We start from the raw sequence: 18,453 nt of genomic DNA on the forward strand, positions 1-18,453 counted from the left end.
GCGATCGGCCATTTCTCGTGCACACTGTGTAAAGCCCCGTTATCAGTGGCGTGATTTCACCGTGCGAGGACCACCATGAGCGGACGTCGTCTGGCCCTGCCTGCGCTGCTGACGCTCGCCCTGGCCTGGCTGCCCCAGGCCACGCTGGCCGCCGGCGACTGCCGGCAGCTCAGCGCCACCGGCAACCCCGAGTACCCCCCGTACCTTTGGCGCGACCCGCAAAACCCCCAGCAACTGATCGGCGCCAACGCCGACCTGCTCCAGCATGTGGCCAAGGCCCTCGGGCTGGTGGTGAATGTGCTGTACGTGGGGCCCTGGTCGCGGGCCCAGGAAGAGGTCAACACGGGCCGCATCGACCTGCTGGCCGGGTATTTCCGCACCAATGCCCGGGCCCTGGCCACCGACTTCATCAGCCCGCCTTTCCTGTACACCTCCAGCGTGGCGTGGGTGCGCAAGGGCGAAGGCTTCACCTACAACGACTGGTCCGACCTCAAGGGCCGGCGTGGCGGAACCTTGGTCAACAACAGCCATGGCCAGGCCTTCGACGACTATGCGCGGGCGCAGTTGAACCTGGAAGCGGTGCCCAGCGCTTCCCAGGCGTTCCAGAAGCTGCTGCTGGGACGCAGCGACTACGTGCTGTTCGAGCGCTACCCCGGACTGGCGCTGGCCCGCACCTTGGACAAGGACCAGGCGCTGGACATCCTTGACCCGCCGATTTCCAGCGAGGGCCTGTACCTGGCGCTGTCGCGCAAGTCTGGCTGTAATGTCCCGGCGCTGCGCGAACAGCTGGCCCGCAAGGTGGCCGAGCTGGCAGCCGGGCCACTGCCGGCGCAACTGGTGGAGCAAAACCTGCGGCGTTGGCAACGCCAACAAACCGAGTCATCCGGTGATTAGCCAAGGGCGACACCAATGCCTTGATCGAATGCCCTTGTCTGGGGCGGCGCCGCCCTGGGGCAAGATGATCGTCGAGCTGGGCAAAAGAAATCGCCGGGCTGATCAAGCAAGCGCGCGGTTAGCTCAGCCCTTGCACTTGGCCAGCACCACCTGGCAGGTGCGTGGCGTGCCGCCTGAACGGCTGGCGTAGCGCACGCAGCTGTCCAGCGACTTCTTGCTGGCCATGGCCAGGGTCGGGCCGAATGCCAGGCCACCTTCGCCACTGCTGGGCAGGGCCTTGGCGTAGCATTTGGAACCTTGGGCGGCGTAACGGCTGTTGCCGTGCTTGCTGGAACAGCCCGCGACCACGGCCATGGCCAGCAGCGTGAGGACGAGCAAGGGGATGCGCACGGGCAGGGTGGCCATCGCGAGCTCCTGAAAGGTGGGTATTGGAGTGTGGGCCCGCTTAGTTTAGCGCGAGCCGCTTCGCTTGGGGCAGTGGTTGCCTCGCGGACCAGGCGGCAAGGAAACAATCGATAAGTGGCAATATGCCTTTATTGCCTTGCGCAAGCCCTCTAACTCAGGCTCGAAAGCGCCTGTGGCCGCCCATTGGATCCATCCGGGGTGGTGAAAACCCCGTGCGTTTCGCTAAAGCTTGAGTACAATTATCGGCTTTTCCGGGCCCCTCCCTTGGCCTGCTTCTGGAAGTACGCATGCTGATTGGTAGTTATTCCTCCTCGCTGGTGCTGATCTCGCTGTGCGTGGCCATTCTTGCCTCTTACACCGCCCTGGACCTCACCGGGCGCATCGCCACGGCCAAGGGCCGGGCGGTGTACCTGTGGATGGGCGGAGGGGCGTTCGCCATGGGGATCGGCATCTGGTCGATGCACTTCATCGGCATGCTCGCCTTCAGCCTGCCCATCGAGCTGGGCTACGACGCGGCGCTCACCGCGTTGTCGCTGCTGATCGCGGTGGCCTCGTCGGGCTTTGCCCTGTGGCTGGTGAGCCAGCCGAAACTGCCGTGGCTGCAGCTGGCGTTCGGCGCGTTGATCATGGGCACCGGCATCGCCTGCATGCACTACATGGGCATGGCGGCGCTGCGCATGCAGCCGGGCATCGACTACGACCCGACCCTGTTCGGTGCCTCGCTGGGCATCGCGGTGGGGGCCTCGGCCGCCGCGCTGTGGATCGCCTTCCGCCTGCGCCAGCACACCCCGTATGTGCGGCAGATCCGTGGGTTGGCAGCGGTGGTGATGGGCATCGCCATCGTCGGCATGCACTACACCGGCATGGCGGCGGCCAATTTCCCCGCGGGCAGTTTCTGTGGCGCGCTGGCCACCGGCCTGGCCGGCGATGGCCTGGACTACCTGGTATTGATCACCACCCTGGCAGTGCTGGCAGTGGCCTTGCTGACCTCGGTGCTCGACGCGCGCCTGGAGGCGCGCACTGCCGAGCTGGCCCGCTCGCTGACCCTGGCCAACCAGGAACTGACCCAGCTGGCCCTGCACGACACCCTGACCGGGCTGCCCAACCGCACGCTGCTGGCCGACCGTATCGAGCAGGCCATTGGCCGGGTGGCGGAGCAGGGTGGCTGCTTTGCCTTGATGTTCATCGACCTGGACGGCTTCAAGCCGGTCAACGATGCCTTCGGCCACCATGTCGGCGACCAGTTGCTCAAGGCCGTGGCGGCGCGCCTGCGCGGCCACCTGCACAGCCAGGACACCCTGGCGCGGATTGGCGGCGACGAGTTCGTGCTGCTGGTGGAGCTGGACGAGCCGGACGACGCCATGAACGTCGCGGTCAAGCAGGTCAACCTGATGGCCAGGCCGTTCCGCGTCGCCGAACACGACCTGCAACTGTCGGCCAGCCTCGGCATCGTGCTGTATCCGGGCAACGGCCTGGACCAGCATGAACTGCTGCGCAACGCCGACGCGGCGATGTACCACGCCAAGAGCGCCGGCAAGAACGGCTACAGCTTCTTCGACGCCTCGATGAACAGCAATGCGCGCCAGCAGTTGCAATTGCTGCAGGACCTGCGCACGGCGCTGGAGCACAACCAGTTCCGCCTGCACTACCAGCCCAAGTTCGACGCCGCGCAGCGCCAGCCCATCGGTGCCGAGGCGCTGCTGCGCTGGGAGCATCCGCACCATGGGCTGATGCTGCCGGACCGTTTCATCGGCCTGGCCGAGAAAACCGGCCTGATCATCCCAATCGGCGAATGGGTGCTGGGGGAGGCGTGCCGGCAGATGCGCCAGTGGATGGACCAGGGGCATGAGGGCTGGCGTATCGCGGTCAACCTGTCGGCTATCCAGTTCTGTCATGCCGGGCTGGTCGACAGCGTTGCCGCCGCCTTGGCCGACAACGGCCTGCCGGCCAACCACCTGACCCTGGAAATCACCGAGACCACCGCCATGCGCGATGCCGATGCCAGCCTGCATGTGCTGCAGCGCTTGTCGGACATGGGCGTGGACTTGTCGATCGACGACTTCGGCACCGGTTATTCCAGCCTGATGTACCTCAAGCGCCTGCCGGCCAACGAGTTGAAGATCGACCGCGGCTTCGTCCGCGACCTGGAGCAGGACAGCGATGACGCGGCGATCGTCTCGGCCATCGTCGCGCTGGGCCAGGCGTTGGGCTTGCGGATTGTCGCCGAAGGGGTGGAAACCGCCCGCCAGCAGGACTTCCTGACCCGCCTGGGCTGCGATTCGCTACAGGGCTACCTGCTCGGTCAGCCAGTGCCGGCCGAGCAGTTCATGACGGGTTTGCAGGCGCTGCGCGCGCGCCAGCAACAGGCGGGCTAAACCGCGCTGCGCAGTGGACTGGCGAGCAGGTCGAAGGTGTCCATCTCGGCTTCGAGCGCCTCGATGATCCGCTCGACATCGGCCGCGGGCATGACCGTGGCGCAGGGAATGCCGGCCACTGCCAGCACGGTTTCGCCAGTGGCCCGGTCGAACAGCCGGGCGACCATGCTGCGTGGAGCGTCCATGCTGGCTTCGAAGCCCAGCGGATGAAAATGCCAACGCATCACCTGGCAGGCGTTGGGGAACGTCATCTTGTTCATGCCAGCCTCCTTGTTCGTGTCCTGAACGCTGTGAGTGCACAGTGATGCCAGTGTGGCGGTCCTGGCCATAGGAACCTAAACATAGCACCTGCCATGGCAGTGTTCCCTGGAAAATATGGCAAATGTACTAATGCATGACGGCTGTCACAGTCTCGTCACGCCGACCAGCGGGCGGCCACTGGCCAGGCAAACGTTTTCCCCTAGGGCTGAGCGCCGGCAAGGCGTGTCGCTCTGCTAGGGGTCCCGGCAGCGCTTTTCGGACCAGCGGTGCCGGGCGGGCAGACAGGGGCGTGGTCATCGACAGCCTGTCCCAGGCCATGGTGTTCGGCCTGCCGGCGTTCGTCATGCAGGCAGCCTGCGTGGCCCTGGCGCAGTATTGCCGCGTGTGCGCAACGCGCGTTAATTGAGCAGGCCGGCGGCGATATTGATGGTGAAGCCGAGAATCGCCGTGTTGAACACGAAACCTACCAGTGAATGCGCCAGCACTACCCGGCGCATGGCCCGGCCGGCGACGCCGATATCGGAGGTTTGCACCGCGACGCTGATGGTGAACGAAAAGTAGTGGAAGTCCCAGTAGTCGGGGTTGCGTTCGCCGTCGGCGAAGCGCAGCGGCGGCTCGTGGCGGTCGCCGGTGTAGAACAGTCGGGCGTAGTGCAGGCTGAAGATGCAGCCGATCAGCAGCCACGAGCCTGCCACCGTCAGCCCGGTGTACAGGTAGTGCAGGGCCAGGGCGCTGCCTTCGAGGCCACGGCTGGAGACCAGTTGCAAGGTGACCGCAGCGAGGCTGGCGATGGCCGAGACGCACACGGTGATCAACACCAGGCCGGCGTTCTCGTCCTCCAGGCGGGCGACCTTGCGCACTTGCCCGGCGCTGGCGCGCAGGCTCAGCCACAGCACCATCAGCAAGTACAGCCAGACGCCGAGGTTCCAGCCGGCGAGGATGCGCTGCACGGTGTCGTCGGCAGGGATCAGCCAGCCGCCGAGCAAGCCGGCCAGGGTGGCGAAGCTCAGGCGCGGATGGGTACGGGTGAGTCGAAGGAAAGCCATGCTGCCTCGTTGCCGGGGGCGTCTGTGCAACTGTAGACCATGGCCTTGGCGCTGCCTGCTTCGCCAGCAAGGCTGGCTCCTACAATGACTCCGGCAGATTGCGCTACTCGGGTTCAACCCGGCATGCCATCCACCCGCGGCCGGGCCAGGATCGGCAGGTAATGCCACAGGAACAGCAGTAGCGCACCACTGCCGAACAACACCGACAACCCCAATCCCAGCGGTGTGAACGGCGCCACCAGCACCCGGGCCAGCGCCGCCAGCTGGATCAGCGCGAACGCCCAGGCCATGCTGCGCGGCACCTGCAAGGGGCGCCCGGTGTGGCCCAGGCTGACCCGCGCCATCATTGCCACGATCAATCCGCTCATGGCACCCACGCTCAGGGCATGGGCCGCCAGGCTCGGGTTGATCGCCACCCCGGCATGCCACAAGGCCAGGCCCAGGCAGGCCGGGATCAGCCAGGCGTAGGCCAGGTGCAGCGACCACAGCAGCGGTACCCGCCACAGGCCGCGGTCATGCCACAGCACCAGGCGCATGCCATGCAGCAGCGCCAGGGCCGCGAACAGCAGGGCCAGCGCCGGGTGTGGCTGGTCGCCGAGGCCGAGCACATAGCTGAGCGGCAATGCCACGCTGGCGGCCAGGCAGGCGCGGTCCAGCCACGGCCGGGCCGGCGTAGGGCTCATGCTGCCCAGGCCGCGCCGGGTGAAGAACGGGATCACCCGGCCGCCCAGCATGCTCATCATCGCCGCTACCAGCCACAGCCCGGCGAGCACGCCGTGGCGTTGCCACTGCTCGTTGTGCTTCAGCCAACCGGCCAGGGTCAGCCACTGACAGGCGGCGATCAGCAGTACCAGGACGACGATCGGGTAATTGTTGCGCAGGCGCCGCTGGAGGATCGGGCGGGCCAGGGCCACGGCCACCAGGGGCAGGAAGGCACCCTGGAGCAGCAGCACCAGCCAGGCCGGCAAGGGCAGGAACCAGCTGGCCCGGCCCAGCAGCCAGAGCAGGAACAACCCCTGCAACGGCCGGCCACTGAGGCCGGGGATGCCGCTCCAGTTCTGCACAGCGGTCAGCAGGAAGCCGGCGATGATGGCGGCGGCGAAGCCGAACAGCATCTCGTGGCGGTGCCAGGCCAGCATGCCGCCGGGTGGCTCGGGTTGCAGCGCGCCGGCCAGTACTCCGGCCCACAGCAGCAGGGCGAGCAGGGCGAACAGACTGCCGCCGAGGAAGAATGGGCGAAAACCCAGTGCCCAGAGTGCCTGGCGCGGACGAGCGGTAACGGGCTGGACGAGCATGGCGGGACCTTGGTTCGATCAGAGAGGTTGAATGGGGTACCATCACGAACCGTGCCACTGGCAAAACCCTTGTATATCAGGGTGATGGCACTGTCATGAGTCATTATGACTCTAGTTTTCTGTGGTCTTTTTGACTTTGATTGTTGTCAATTAGACTCGCTTTGCGCGACCTTGGCTCAACCTGGCCAGGTCGCTTCGCTACAGGATCCCGTTGTGACCGAGCTTCTGCGCAACCCGTTGTTGCAATACCTTGCCCGCCTGGCGCCATCCAGCCAGTTGACCATGCGCTATATCCTCCAGGATGCCGCCGATCGCCTGGGGTTCGTCGACTGCGACATCGCCGAGGTGCCCTGGCATCACCTCGAACCAGGCCATGTGGTGGCCCTGGTGGCGGCCTTGCGCGCCGATGGCTATGCCCCCAACACCTCGTCGCTGTACGTCAATGCCGTGCGCGGGGTGATGAACGAGGCCTGGCGCCAAGGCCTGATCGAGCATGAGCAACTGCTGAAGATCCGCGAGATCAAGCCGGCCAGTGGCAGCCGCCTGCCCGCGGGCCGCAACCTGCGGCGCAGCCTGATCCGCGAGCTGATGGACATCTGCGCCGCCGACCCGCGGCCGCAGGGTGTGCGCGATGCGGCGATCCTGGCGCTGCTGTATGGCACCGGCATGCGCAAGTCGGAGTCGGTGGACGTGGACCTGGCCCAGGTGGACTTCCAGGAGCGCAGTATCCAGGTGCTGGCCAAGGGCAATCGGCAGTTGCTCAAGTATGCCCCGGCCTGGGCCTTCGAAAAGCTCCAGGCCTGGCTCGACCTGCGGCGCCAGCAACTGCCGGCGGGCGAGCGCGACGACAGCTTCCTGTTCAACCGTATCCGCCGCGGCAGCCATATCACCCGGGCGCGCATCACCAAGCACGCCATCTACTACATTGCCCGCCAGCGCGGGGCGCAGGTAGGGGCGAAGATCATGCCCCATGACTTTCGCCGGGCGTTCATCACCCGGGTGATCGAGGAGCACGACCTGTCGATCGCGCAGAAACTGGCGCACCACGCCAATATCCAGACCACCGCCGGGTATGACCGGCGCGACGACAACGAGCGGCGCCGGGCGCTGGAGCGGTTCGACTACTGAGCTCAGGCTCAAAGTGTCAGTGGATGCTCGAGGCCAGTTCGAAGATCGGCATGTACATCAGGATCACGATCAGGCCGATCAGCAGGCCGATGAAGGTCATCAGCAACGGCTCGAACAGTTTGACGAACCATTCCACCCAGCGCCCGATCTCCTGGTCGTGGAAGTCGGCGCAGCGCTCGAGCATTTCCCCCAGGTTGCCCGACTGCTCGCCGGCGCGCAGCAGGCGCAGCGACACCGGGGTCACCAGTTGCGCGGCTTCCAGCGCATCCGACAGCGCCAAGCCCTCGGCGACCCGTCGGCTGGCCTGCTCGAGGCTTTCGGCGCCGGCGCTGCCGAGCAGGCCGCGGGCCATGCCCAAGGCAGTGAGGATGGGAATGCCACCCTGCAGAAGGATCCCCAGCGAGCGGTAGAACCGCGCCAGCTCGTACATCACCAGGCGCTGGTGCAAGGCCGGGAGGCGCCGCAGCTGGCGGTGGGCCCAGCGCTGGAGGACGCGCTGGCGGCGCGCAGCGACCAGGGCGCCGATGGCGCCCAGGCTGCCCAGGCCCAGCGGCACCTGCTGGGCATGCAGGAACAGGCCGATCTGCATCAGCACCTGGGACAGCCACGGCAGCTCGCTGCCCATGCCCTCGAACACCAGGCTGAAGCGTGGCACCACGTAGCCCAGCAGGAACAGCACCACGCCGCCGCCGACCAGCAACAGCAGCAAGGGGTAGACCGAGGCGCCGATTAGTTTCTGGCGCACCAGGTCGAGCCGTTGCCGATAGCCGATGTAGCGGCCCAGGGCGTCGCCCAGGGCGCCGGTGCGCTCGCTGGACTGCACCAGGGCCACGTACAGGGCGGGGAACACCCGAGGTTGCAGGGCCAGGGCCTGGGACAGCGAGCGGCCCTCGTAGAGCTGGCGCACCAGTTGTTCGAGGATCTTGCGCGCAGCGCCGTCAGGCGCCTTTTCGGCCAGGCTTTCGAGGGCGTCGATCAACGCCAGGCCGGCGCTGAGCAGGGTGCTCAGCTCCTGGCTGAACAGCACCAGGTCGAACGCCGCGGCGCGACGCCGCCAGGCCAGGCCACGGCGGCGCACGCTGAGCACGCGCAGGCCTTGATCCTCGGCCTGGCGGCGGGCCTGCTCGATATCCTCGGCGTCCACCTGCAGTTGCACCACGCCCTGGTTGCCCAGGGCCTTGAGCTGGTAGCGCATGGCCGGGCTCCTCATTGCCAGCTGGTGATCTCGGCGTTTTCCCCGTCGCCACCGGGCTGGCCGTCCTTGCCCATCGACAGCAGGTCGTATTCGCCGCCGCTCTCGCCAGGCTGCTTGTAGATGTACGGCCGCCCCCAAGGGTCCTGGGGCACGGCCTTTTGCAGGTACGGGCCAGACCAGCGTGCCTCGCCACTGGGGGCAGCCACCAGCGCCTGCAGGCCCTGCTCGCTGCTGGGGTAATGGCCGATCTCCAGGCGGTAGAGGTCCAGGGCCTTGCCCAGGCCTTCGATCTGCGCCCGCGCCACCTTGGCCTCGGAGCGGCCCAGTTGGGCGAAGTACTTGGGCGCGACGATGCCGGCCAACAGGCCGAGCACCACCAGCACCACCAACAGTTCGAGCAGGGTGAAGCCGCGTTGGCCAAGGTTGTTGCGCTGCATGGTGAGTCCTCCGGTGCGTGGGCAGGCTTGCGCAACAGGCCCCATGCAACAGCCGTGCTCGTCTGCCTGGGGCCCTTGCCGCAGGCGCGATGGCAGGCGGCACGCTGCTTGCGTCACAGCCGCAAAGCCCGGCTTCGCGGGGCATTTCCCCCAACATTGGGGCACACGGCGTGGAGGCGACCGACATGGGTGGACTGATCCTGGGAGTGGCCGGGCTGGTGATGGGGCTGGTGGCGCTGGGCGCCCAGGCCGATGTGTACATCTCCCGTGACGGCAAGGGCGGCTTCGTGCTGTCCAACGTGCATCGGCCAGGACGGCACTATGATCGGGTGATCAGCGAAACCGGCATCGCCGGCGGGCCGGTCAATGCGCAACTGGTCACCGGGCGGCCCTACGCCGATGTGGTGGCTGCCGCCGCGTTGGCCAGCGATGTGCCGCAGGCGTTGTTGCATGCGTTGATCAAGGCCGAGTCCGGCTACAACCCCAAGGCTCGCTCGGCCAAGGGCGCGGCGGGGCTGATGCAACTGATGCCGGACACGGCCAAGGAGATGGGCGTCAAGGATGTGCTCGACCCCGAGGCCAACGTGCGCGGCGGGGCGCGTTACCTCAAGCGCATGCTGAAATTGTTCGACAATGACATCACCTTGGCGGTGGCGGCCTACAACGCCGGGCCAGAAGCGGTGTTGAGCCGCGGACGGGTGGTGCCGCCGTTCGCCGAGACCCAGCGCTATGTGCCCAATGTGTTGCGCGAGTATCGCCTGTTGCGGGGCTTGGCCGAGGATTCGCCGCTGTGATCGGCAGGTTTGGCGTGCGGGTAAGGGCGCCCATGGGCCTTCAACACCCATGGCCCCCAACTCTGGGCTATAACCTGTAGACGTGCCCAGCCGCGGAGCCCGCCCATGGACCTCGCCCCCCGCCCCGACACAGCCGATGCCAGTGCCGGGCGCAAGCCGTTCAACCTGCTGCGCTGGTACGCCTGGGTCAGCCTGGCGATCATCGTTTCGGTGGCGGTAGGGCTGGGCCTGATCTCCAGCCGCTTCATCATCAACGAAAGCGTCGAGCGCGACGCGTTGCTCACCGCCCAGTTCATCACCTCCATCGCCGACGCCGAGGTGCGCCATGTGTCGATCCCCAACGTGCGCACCATGGGCGAACTGCTCGACCCGCGCACCGATCACGGCATGCCGGATGTCGACCCCGAGGCCCGGCGCAGGGCCCGGGGCGAGTTCCTCGACCATATCGCCCACCTGCCGGACATGCTCCTGGCCAATATCTATGCCCCCGACCGCACGGTGATCTGGTCGAGCAACCCGGCCTTGATCGGTCGCCTGATCGAATCGGACGACGACCTGGACCAGGCCTTCGAGTACAAGATGCGGGTCTCGGCCAGCTACCACGACTTCGAGCAGGCGCGCAGCGAGCAGAAATTCGTCACCCCGCCCGAACAGCTGTTCATCGAGAACTACATCCCGCTGTTCGACGCCGATGGCGAGAACGTCACCGCCATGGTCGAGATCTACAAGGAACCCCACGACCTGATCGTGCGCATCGAGCATGGCCTGCTGCTGATCTGGCTGGCCATCGCGGTGGGAGCGGGCGTGGTCTATGTCGGGCTGTACGGCATCATGCGCCGGGCCGCGCGGCTGATGGCGGTGCAGCACAAACGCCTGATCGGCAATGAAACCTTTGTCGCCCTGGGCGAGGTGTCGTCGGCGGTGGCCCACAGCCTGCGCAACCCGCTGGCCAGCATCCGCTCCAGCGCCGAATTGGCCCAGGCCTTCGACGAGGGGCCGGCGCAGAAGAACATCAATGACATCATCAGCCAGGTCGACCGCATGTCGCAGTGGGTGCGCGAGCTGTTGCAATCGCTGCGCCCGCTCAACGACGAGGCACAACCGGTGGATGTCGCCCAGGCGCTGGATGACAGCCTGCAGGCCTTCGCCACGGCGCTGGCGCGAGGGGGAATCCGCTTGCGCGTGGCCGAGGTGCCGCGGGTCCAGGTGCTGGGGCAGCCGGTGCTGCTGGGGCAGATCTTCAGCAGCCTGATCGCCAATGCCCTGGAGTCGATGGAGCCGGGCGGCGAGCTGCGCGTGGAGGTGGTGCGGCATGACCGGCGTGGTTTGACCCTGCGCCTCTCGGACACTGGCAAGGGCATGAGCGAGCAGCAACAGCGCCTGGCCTTCCGGCCATTCTTCACCACCAAGCAGGGCGGCCTGGGGGTTGGGTTGGTATTGGTCAAGCGGATCATGGAACGCTTTGGTGGGTCGGTGAGGTTGAGCAGCCGCGTCGGGTTGGGGACGCGGGTCTCGCTCCATTTCCGGGTGATTAAAAGTTGATTTTCTAAATCAATAAGTAGCTGTAAATAATTGTTTTTATTGCATTTATGGTTTTTGGTCTTGTTTCCCCAGATGTGGGGGGATTATCAAGAAATAACTTTAATAAAAGTTTATATGAGACTGTTTATTAAGGATTTTTTTTAATTTAAGACGATGGCCGGTTTTTTGCTTCATCTCACCAGGGCCGACAGTTTGCGACTTGGGTCATGACTGGCGGCCGTTACCGGGCTACCACGGGTAGCGACAGCGTGCTGGTGGCCCCACTGGCGCAAAGGCGGAAACGACGTGATGCAGACGCTCGACAAACAAGCCAGCGACAAAACGGCTGCAGCCGCCACCGGACTGGCCGCGCCGCTGCAGGAGTTCAACCTGCTGCGCTGGTTCTCGCTGGTCAGCCTGCTGATCATCGCGGCGGTGGCCGGCGGCCTGGGCTATGTGTCGACGCGCTTCGTGGTACGCGACAGCGTCGAGCGCGATGCCATGCTCACCGCGCAGTTCATCCAGGCCATGGCCCAGGCCGAGGTGCGTCACTCGCAGTTGCCGCCGGGGGTGACCATGGGCGAGCTGCTCGACCCGCGCCTGGACCAGCAGCACCTGCAGTTCACCCCACAGCTGGCCGAAGCCACCCGGGTGGAGTTCCTCGACCATGTCGAGCACCTGCCCGACACCCTGCTGGCCAACGTCTACGCCCGTGACCACACCGTGGTGTGGTCGACCAACCCGCACTTGATCGGCCAGCGCATCGAGGAGGACGACGACCTCGAGCACGCCTTCCACTCGCGCAAGTCGGTGTCGGCCAGTTACCACAAGGCCGACGAGGAGCGCGAGGAACAGAAGTTCCAGCGCGAGCCGCGGCACCTGTTCATCGAGAACTACATCCCGCTGTTCGACAGCCAAGGCGAGCAGGTGCTGAGCATGGTCGAGATCTACAAGGAACCGCAGGACCTGGTACGGCGCATCCATCGCGGCTATGTGCTGATCTGGGCCTCGACCCTGGTGGGCGGGGCGTTGATCTACTTCGGCCTGTTCTGGATCGTGCGCCGCGCCGCCAGCCTGCTGCATCACCAGCAGGAGCGGTTGGTGGCCAGCGAAACCTACGTGGCCCTGGGGGAGATGTCCTCGGCGGTGGCCCACAGCCTGCGCAACCCGCTGGCCAATATCCGCTCCAGCGCCGAACTGGCCCAGGATATCGCCAGCCCCGCGGCGCAGAAGAACATCGGCGACATCATTACCCAGGTCGACCGCATGTCGCGCTGGGTGCGCGACCTGCTGGTGTCGCTGCGCCCGACCAGCGACGAGCCCGAGGCGGTGGACCTGGTGGCCGCCCTTGAGGATGCCCGGCAAACGTTCGCCCTGCAGATCGAGCGCAACCAGGTGCGTTTCAGCTTCGACGGCCCGGCCGCGCAATGGGTGGCCAGCCAGCCGCTGCAGCTGACGCAGATCCTCAACAGCCTGTTCGCCAACGCCCTGGAGGCCATGCCCCAGGGCGGCGAGTTGCGCGCCGAGGTACGCCAGCTGGAGGGCCAGCAGGCCCAGCTGCAGCTCAGCGACACCGGCAAAGGGATGAACGAGCAGCAACGGCGCATGGTGTTCAAGCCATTTTTCACCACCAAGCAGGGCGGCCTCGGTGTTGGCCTGGCCCTGGTCAAACGGATCATGGAACGCTTTGGCGGCGCGGTCGAACTGACCAGCCGCGAAGAGGAAGGAACCCGCGTCAGCCTGACTTTCAATATCGCAGCGGGAGGGGACCATGGAACACAGCATCCTGGTGGTCGAGGATGATGAAATCCTTGCCGACAACATTCGCACCTACCTGAGCCTCAAGGGTTTCGAGGTCACGGTGTGCCACAGCGCGGAGCTGGCGCTGGAGCAGGTCAAGCGCGCCCAGCCCGACGCCGTGCTGACCGACAACTCGTTGCCGGGCATGAGCGGCCACGACCTGCTGCGTGCCCTGGTGGCCCAGGCGCCGGCACTGAAGGTGATCATGATGACCGGCTACGGCAACGTCGAAGACGCCGTGCTGGCCATGAAGGAGGGCGCCTTCCACTACCTGACCAAGCCGGTGGTGCTGGCCGAGCTCAAGCTGATGCTGGACAAGGCCCTGGCCGCCGAGCGCATGGAGCGCACGCTGTCGTTCTACCAGGAGCGCGAGGCGCAGAAGTCGGGGTTGCAGGCCTTGATTGGCGAGTCGCCGGTGATGCTCGACCTCAAGCACACCCTGCGCCAGTTGCTCGATGCCGAGCGGCGCATGGCCAGCGACGACCTGCCGCCGGTGCTGGTGGAGGGCGAGACGGGCACCGGCAAGGAGCTGGTGGCCCGTGCCCTGCATTTTGACGGCAGCCGCGCCAAGGGGCCGTTCATCGAGTTCAACTGCGCGTCGATCCCGGCCAACCTGCTGGAGGCCGAGCTGTTCGGGCATGAGAAGGGCGCCTTCACCGACGCCAAGGAGCGCCGGGTGGGCCTGGTCGAGGCGGCCGATGGCGGCACGCTGTTCCTCGACGAGATCGGCGAGATGGACCTGGTGCTGCAAGCCAAGCTGCTCAAGCTGCTGGAAGATCGCAGCATCCGCCGCATCGGCGCGGTGAAGGAACGCAAGGTGGACTTGCGGGTGATCAGTGCGACCAACTGCAACCTCGAGCAGATGGTGCAGCAGGGCAAGTTCCGCCGCGACCTGTTCTTCCGCCTGCGCATCATCGCCCTGAAGGTGCCGCGCCTGTATGCCCGGGGCCAGGACATCTTGCGCCTGGCCCGACACTTCCTGGCCCACCACGGGCGGCGCTATGGCAAGCCGAACCTGCGGTTTTCCGCCGAGGCCGAGGCGCTGATGCTTGGCTACAGTTGGCCGGGCAACGTGCGCGAGCTGCGCAACATGCTCGAACAGACCGTGTTGCTGGCCCCCAGCGAGGTGATTGGCGCGCACCAGTTGAACCTATGCATGACCCTGGTCGATGAGCCCCTGGCTGCGCCCGCACCGATGGCCGTGTACGAGGCCCACCGCCACGAGCCGGAGGCGACCGGCAGCTTGCCGGACATGGAGCGCGACATGGTCTGTCGCACGCTCGACCGCACCGACTGGAACGTCACCAAGTCGGCGCGCTTGCTGGGGCTGTCACGGGACATGCTGCGCTACAAGATCGAGAAGCTCGGGCTGAGCCGGCCAGACAAGCGCCAATGGTGACCTGGGCGCGAGCGGCCTTGTGTCGCGATGGGGCGCAAAGCGGCCCCGGCCTTCTTCGCGGCGACGCTGAGAATGTGGGGGCGCTGTGCGCCCCATCGCGACACAAGGCCGCTCCTACAGGGATATAGGGGCCTGGGGGGCTAAGGCTTGCCCGTACCCCCTGACCCATCCCCACCACGCCCCATCCCCTCCGAACCGCTGCCGCCCATCCCGGGCAGGTCGCGATCATCGTTCTGCTCAGCCGGCGGGCTGTCTGGGTCGTTGCCCTTGATCCGCGGGTCGGTATCGCGCGGCATGGGCTGCTCGACGGGGTTCAGGGTGCTGTCGACACCCGGCTTGGGTGCCGGGTTGTGCGGGTCATCGGGGTAGGTGGCGCCGGTTCCGGCGGCCAACGCCAGTGGCGAGGCGAGCAGGGCGGCGAGCAACAGGGCAGCTTTCATGGGGCAGGCTCCTTTGCGAGGAAAGAAAACGGCCCTGCCTGGGCAGGGCCGCTGTCTCACTTGGGCCTTGAGTTGGTCAGCCGGGTGCCATCACGGCGACCGACGGTCACACCACCGTGGACAACAACATGATGAAGATGATGCCGACCACCGAGAGGATGGTCTCCATCATGCTCCAGGTCTTGAAGGTTTCGGCGACGGTCATGTTGAAGTACTGCTTGACCAGCCAGAACCCGGCGTCGTTGACGTGGGACAGGATCAGCGAGCCGGCCCCGGTGGCCAGCACCAGCAGTTCGCGGTTGACCCCCGGTACCAGGTCGATCACCGGGGCGACGATGCCGGCGCCGGTGATGGTGGCCACGGTCGCGGAGCCGGTGGCGATGCGGATCACCGCCGCCACCAGCCAGGCCAGCAGGATCGGCGAGATCTCGGCCTGGACCGCCATCTGGCCGATCACGTTGCCGACCCCGGTGTCCACCAGCATCTGCTTGAAGCCGCCACCGGCACCGACGATCAGCACGATGGCGGCGGTGGGCGCCAGGCTCTGGTCGAGCATCTTCATGATCTGCTGGCGGTTGAAGCCACGCGCCGAACCGAAGGTGTAGAACGCCAGCAGCAGGGCGGCGAGCAGGGCGGTGATCGGGTGGCCGATCAGGTCCATCCACTGGCGCACGATGTGCTCGGCCGGCAGTACCACGTCGGCGAAGGTCTTGAGCAGCATCAGCGCCACCGGCAGCAGCACGGTGATCAGGGTCACGCTGAAGCTTGGCAGGTTGTGCTGGTCCGACTCGCGGGCGATCTGGTCCATCAGCTCCTGGGACGGGTTGCCGGGGATGTAGCGGGAGATGAAGTTACCGAACAGCGGGCCGGCGATCACCGCGGTAGGCAATGCCACCAGCAGGCCATAGAAGATGGTCTTGCCGATGTCGGCGTGGAAGATGCCGATCGCCAGCAGCGGGCCCGGGTGCGGCGGCACCAGGCCGTGGACCACGGAAAGACCGGCCAGCAGCGGAATGCCGATCTTCACCAGCGACACGCCGGAGCGGCGGGCGACGATGAACACCAGCGGGATCAGCAGCACGAAACCGATCTCGAAGAACAGCGGGATACCCACCAGGAAGGCGGCGAACATCATCGCCCAGTGCACCTTCTGCTTGCCGAAGGCGCGGATCAAGGTTTGCGCGATCTGGTCGGCGCCGCCGGAGTCGGCCATCAGCTTGCCGAGCATGGTGCCCAGGGCCAGGACGATGCCGACGAAGCCCAGTACCCCGCCGAAGCCGTCCTGGAACGACTTCATCACCTTGGCCACCGGCATGCCGGAGGTCAGGCCGAGAAAGCCTGCGGCCAGGGTCAGGGCAACGAAGGGGTGGACCTTGAAATGGGTGATCAGCAGGATCAGCCCGACGATGGTGACCAGCGCGTCGAGCAGCAGGAACGTATCAGTAGCTAGTCCGAACATGGATCGTTAGCCTCGGTCTTGTCGTTGTTGTTTTGGTGGAGCGTGTTTCTTGGTCGTTGCTTGCCGCAAGGTACAGAGACAGCGCTATCTTGGGTGAGCTGGAACTACCGCCGGGTCAGGCGGTGCGCGCCAGGGTCCGCTCACCGCCGGGCTTTAGCCAGGTGTGCACGGCTTCGGCCAGGGCTTCGACCGGAGCGGTGGCATCCAGCTCCAGGGTCAGGGGTTCGCCATGGGGCGGTTCCAGGGCGGCGAACTGGCTGTCGATCAGGCTGGCCGGCATGAAGTGGCCGGGGCGCGCACGCACGCGTTGCTCGGCTTGCTGCGGGGTGAGCTCGAGGAACACGAAGCCCAGCGCCGGCACCGCCTCGCGCAAGGTCTCGCGGTAGCGGCGCTTGAGCGCCGAGCAGGTCAGGATCGGGCGTTCGCCCGCGCTGATCGCGTTCTGCAGCGCTTCACCCAGGCGCACCAGCCAACCGGCGCGGTCGTCGTCGTCCAGGGGAATGCCGGCGCTCATCTTGGCGATGTTCGCGGCGGGGTGGAAGGCATCGCCTTCGATCAGGCGGCCGCCGCTGCGCGCGGCAATGGCCGCGCCGATGCAGCTCTTGCCGCATCCAGCCACGCCCATGACCACAATCGCGGACAGGGAAGGGTTCATCTGTACCTCCTGCTGGGTGAGATAGCGCTGTCTTGGCGGTCGTGAGCCAAATCGGTAAGCGCCACCCTCCCGGGTGTTATTGATCTTGTCTTTGGCAGTATGGACGTATAAGGCATGACTGCTACCAGGATTGCATTGCCTGCATCCAGAGACAGCGCTACCTTAGTGACCGTTCCCTCTTCCTGCAAGTGGAAAAACTCCAACTCCCATGTCCCGTATCGGCTCACGCACCACTGGTCGTCCCACCCTGGCAGAAGTCGCCAGGCTTTCCGGGGTTTCCCCCATCACCGCCTCCCGCGCCCTGCGCGGGGTCAGCACGGTCGCCCCGGAGCTGGTGGAAAAGGTCAAGGCCGCGGCGGCCAGCCTGGGCTACGTCGCCAACCCGGCGGCGCGAGCCCTGGCCTCGGCGCGCAGCCAGTCGGTGGTGGTATTGATCCCTTCGCTGTCCAACCAGCTGTTCATCGACACCCTCGAGGCGATCCACGAAGTGATGCGGCCCCGCGGGCTGGAGGTGCTGATCGGCAACTACCACTACGACATCGCCGAGGAAGAGAACCTGATCCGCAACTACCTGGCCTACCAGCCATGCGGCATGTTGCTGACCGGTTTCGAGCGCAGCGAGGCCTCGCGGCAGATGCTCGCCGCCAGCCAAGTGCCCTGCGTGCACATGATGGAACTGGGTGGCGAGGCGGGCGCCTTGTCGGTCGGGTTTTCCCAGTACGAGGCCGGGCGCGCGGCGGCGCGGCACCTGATCGAGCGTGGGCGGCGGCGGTTGGGCTTCATTGCCGCGCAGCTGGACCCACGGGTGATGCAACGGGCCGAGGGGTTCCGCCAGGCATTGGCGCAAGCCGGCTTGCAAGCGCCAGAGCTGGAAATGCTCGACCCGCAGCCGTCGTCGATCGGCCTGGGGGGCGAGTTGTTCAGCCGCCTGCTGGCCCGGGCGCCGGATGTCGATGGTATTTTCTTCTGCAACGACGACCTGGCCCAGGGCGCGATCTTGCAGGCCTTGCGCCAGGGCGTCGAGGTGCCTCGGCAGGTGGCGATGGTCGGCTTCAACGACTTGCCGGGTTCGGCGCACATGGTGCCGCGGCTGACCTCGATCCGCACGCCGCGGGCGGCAGTGGGGCGCGGCGCGGCGCAGGCCTTGCTGGGCATGCTCGATGGCAAGCGCGGTGCGGATGCGCAGCAGGACCTGGGCTTCGAGCTGATGGTGCGGGAGAGTTCCTGAGCTGGCGGGGTTACGGTGCGTAGGCACCGGCTACCGAGTTACCTGGTTCGCCAGCAAGGCTGGCTTGTATGGTAGGACTTGAAGGGAGGAGGAGGGACAAAGTTGGCTTCTGACTGTTAGC

At 66.2% G+C, this 18,453-nt stretch carries 17 protein-coding genes; 8 read left to right on the top strand and 9 right to left on the bottom strand.

Annotation, left to right across the window (positions count from 1 at the left end):
* The first annotated feature begins 75 nt into the window (after positions 1-75).
* Positions 76-894, top strand: a complete 819-nt coding sequence (locus NJG22_RS22420; protein WP_253097769.1) for a transporter substrate-binding domain-containing protein — start codon at positions 76-78, stop codon at positions 892-894.
* A gap of 123 nt (positions 895-1,017) precedes the next feature.
* Here the strand turns inward: NJG22_RS22420 and NJG22_RS22425 are convergent, their stop codons facing one another.
* Entirely contained in the window at positions 1,018-1,299 is a 282-nt protein-coding gene (locus NJG22_RS22425) for a hypothetical protein (RefSeq protein WP_253097770.1), read from the bottom strand.
* A 287-nt stretch (positions 1,300-1,586) separates the two neighbouring features.
* Here NJG22_RS22425 and NJG22_RS22430 point away from each other — a divergent pair, with 287 nt between their 5' ends.
* Positions 1,587-3,674, top strand: a complete 2,088-nt coding sequence (locus NJG22_RS22430; protein ID WP_253097771.1) for an EAL domain-containing protein — start codon at positions 1,587-1,589, stop codon at positions 3,672-3,674.
* On the opposite strand, the gene NJG22_RS22435 is transcribed toward NJG22_RS22430, so the two are convergent.
* From NJG22_RS22435 to NJG22_RS22445, 3 genes are all read right to left on the bottom strand, one after another.
* Entirely contained in the window at positions 3,671-3,934 is a 264-nt protein-coding gene (locus NJG22_RS22435) for a DUF1652 domain-containing protein (RefSeq protein WP_253097772.1), read from the bottom strand. The two genes, NJG22_RS22430 and NJG22_RS22435, sit on opposite strands and share 4 nt — an antisense overlap.
* A gap of 399 nt (positions 3,935-4,333) precedes the next feature.
* Complete coding sequence (locus tag NJG22_RS22440; RefSeq protein ID WP_253097773.1) at positions 4,334-4,981, bottom strand: DUF1345 domain-containing protein; 648 nt, start codon at positions 4,979-4,981, stop codon at positions 4,334-4,336.
* 113 nt (positions 4,982-5,094) lie between these two features.
* Positions 5,095-6,276, bottom strand: a complete 1,182-nt coding sequence (locus NJG22_RS22445; RefSeq protein ID WP_253097781.1) for an NnrS family protein — start codon at positions 6,274-6,276, stop codon at positions 5,095-5,097.
* 213 nt (positions 6,277-6,489) lie between these two features.
* On the opposite strand from NJG22_RS22445, the gene NJG22_RS22450 reads away from it, so the two are divergent.
* Complete coding sequence (locus NJG22_RS22450; RefSeq protein ID WP_253097783.1) at positions 6,490-7,404, top strand: tyrosine-type recombinase/integrase; 915 nt, start codon at positions 6,490-6,492, stop codon at positions 7,402-7,404.
* A gap of 16 nt (positions 7,405-7,420) precedes the next feature.
* On the opposite strand, the gene NJG22_RS22455 is transcribed toward NJG22_RS22450, so the two are convergent.
* Both NJG22_RS22455 and gspG read right to left on the bottom strand, forming a co-directional pair.
* On the bottom strand, positions 7,421-8,599 hold the full coding sequence (locus NJG22_RS22455) for a type II secretion system F family protein (RefSeq protein WP_253097784.1): 1,179 nt from the start codon (positions 8,597-8,599) through the stop codon (positions 7,421-7,423).
* Between the two features lie 11 nt (positions 8,600-8,610).
* Positions 8,611-9,036 carry a type II secretion system major pseudopilin GspG gene (gene gspG / locus NJG22_RS22460; RefSeq protein ID WP_253097786.1) on the bottom strand — a complete coding sequence of 142 codons (426 nt, stop codon included), beginning with the start codon at positions 9,034-9,036 and terminating at the stop codon, positions 8,611-8,613.
* A 185-nt stretch (positions 9,037-9,221) separates the two neighbouring features.
* Between gspG and NJG22_RS22465 the strand changes: the two genes are divergently transcribed.
* The 4 genes from NJG22_RS22465 (at position 9,222) to NJG22_RS22480 (ending at position 14,550) form a co-directional block, all read left to right on the top strand.
* On the top strand, positions 9,222-9,830 hold the full coding sequence (locus NJG22_RS22465; RefSeq protein WP_253097788.1) for a lytic transglycosylase domain-containing protein: 609 nt from the start codon (positions 9,222-9,224) through the stop codon (positions 9,828-9,830).
* A 105-nt stretch (positions 9,831-9,935) separates the two neighbouring features.
* Entirely contained in the window at positions 9,936-11,372 is a 1,437-nt protein-coding gene (locus NJG22_RS22470; RefSeq protein WP_253097789.1) for a HAMP domain-containing sensor histidine kinase, read from the top strand.
* A 288-nt stretch (positions 11,373-11,660) separates the two neighbouring features.
* Entirely contained in the window at positions 11,661-13,154 is a 1,494-nt protein-coding gene (locus NJG22_RS22475; RefSeq protein WP_253097792.1) for a HAMP domain-containing sensor histidine kinase, read from the top strand.
* Positions 13,123-14,550, top strand: a complete 1,428-nt coding sequence (locus NJG22_RS22480; RefSeq protein ID WP_253097794.1) for a sigma-54 dependent transcriptional regulator — start codon at positions 13,123-13,125, stop codon at positions 14,548-14,550. The genes NJG22_RS22475 and NJG22_RS22480 overlap by 32 nt, the downstream gene beginning before the upstream one ends.
* Before the next feature lie 140 nt (positions 14,551-14,690).
* Here NJG22_RS22480 and NJG22_RS22485 read toward each other — a convergent pair whose 3' ends face one another.
* The 3 genes from NJG22_RS22485 to NJG22_RS22495 all read right to left on the bottom strand — a co-directional run bounded on the left by NJG22_RS22485 (position 14,691) and on the right by NJG22_RS22495 (position 17,104).
* Positions 14,691-14,990, bottom strand: a complete 300-nt coding sequence (locus tag NJG22_RS22485) for a hypothetical protein (protein WP_253097796.1) — start codon at positions 14,988-14,990, stop codon at positions 14,691-14,693.
* A gap of 106 nt (positions 14,991-15,096) precedes the next feature.
* Complete coding sequence (locus tag NJG22_RS22490; RefSeq protein ID WP_253097798.1) at positions 15,097-16,449, bottom strand: GntP family permease; 1,353 nt, start codon at positions 16,447-16,449, stop codon at positions 15,097-15,099.
* Between the two features lie 115 nt (positions 16,450-16,564).
* Complete coding sequence (locus tag NJG22_RS22495) at positions 16,565-17,104, bottom strand: gluconokinase (protein WP_253097800.1); 540 nt, start codon at positions 17,102-17,104, stop codon at positions 16,565-16,567.
* A 208-nt stretch (positions 17,105-17,312) separates the two neighbouring features.
* Here NJG22_RS22495 and NJG22_RS22500 point away from each other — a divergent pair, with 208 nt between their 5' ends.
* Complete coding sequence (locus tag NJG22_RS22500) at positions 17,313-18,332, top strand: LacI family DNA-binding transcriptional regulator (protein ID WP_253097808.1); 1,020 nt, start codon at positions 17,313-17,315, stop codon at positions 18,330-18,332.
* Positions 18,333-18,453 lie beyond the last annotated feature (121 nt).

The organism is Pseudomonas sp. VA159-2 (genome assembly GCF_024126635.1).
In the GTDB taxonomy this organism is placed as follows: domain Bacteria; phylum Pseudomonadota; class Gammaproteobacteria; order Pseudomonadales; family Pseudomonadaceae; genus Aquipseudomonas; species Aquipseudomonas muyukensis.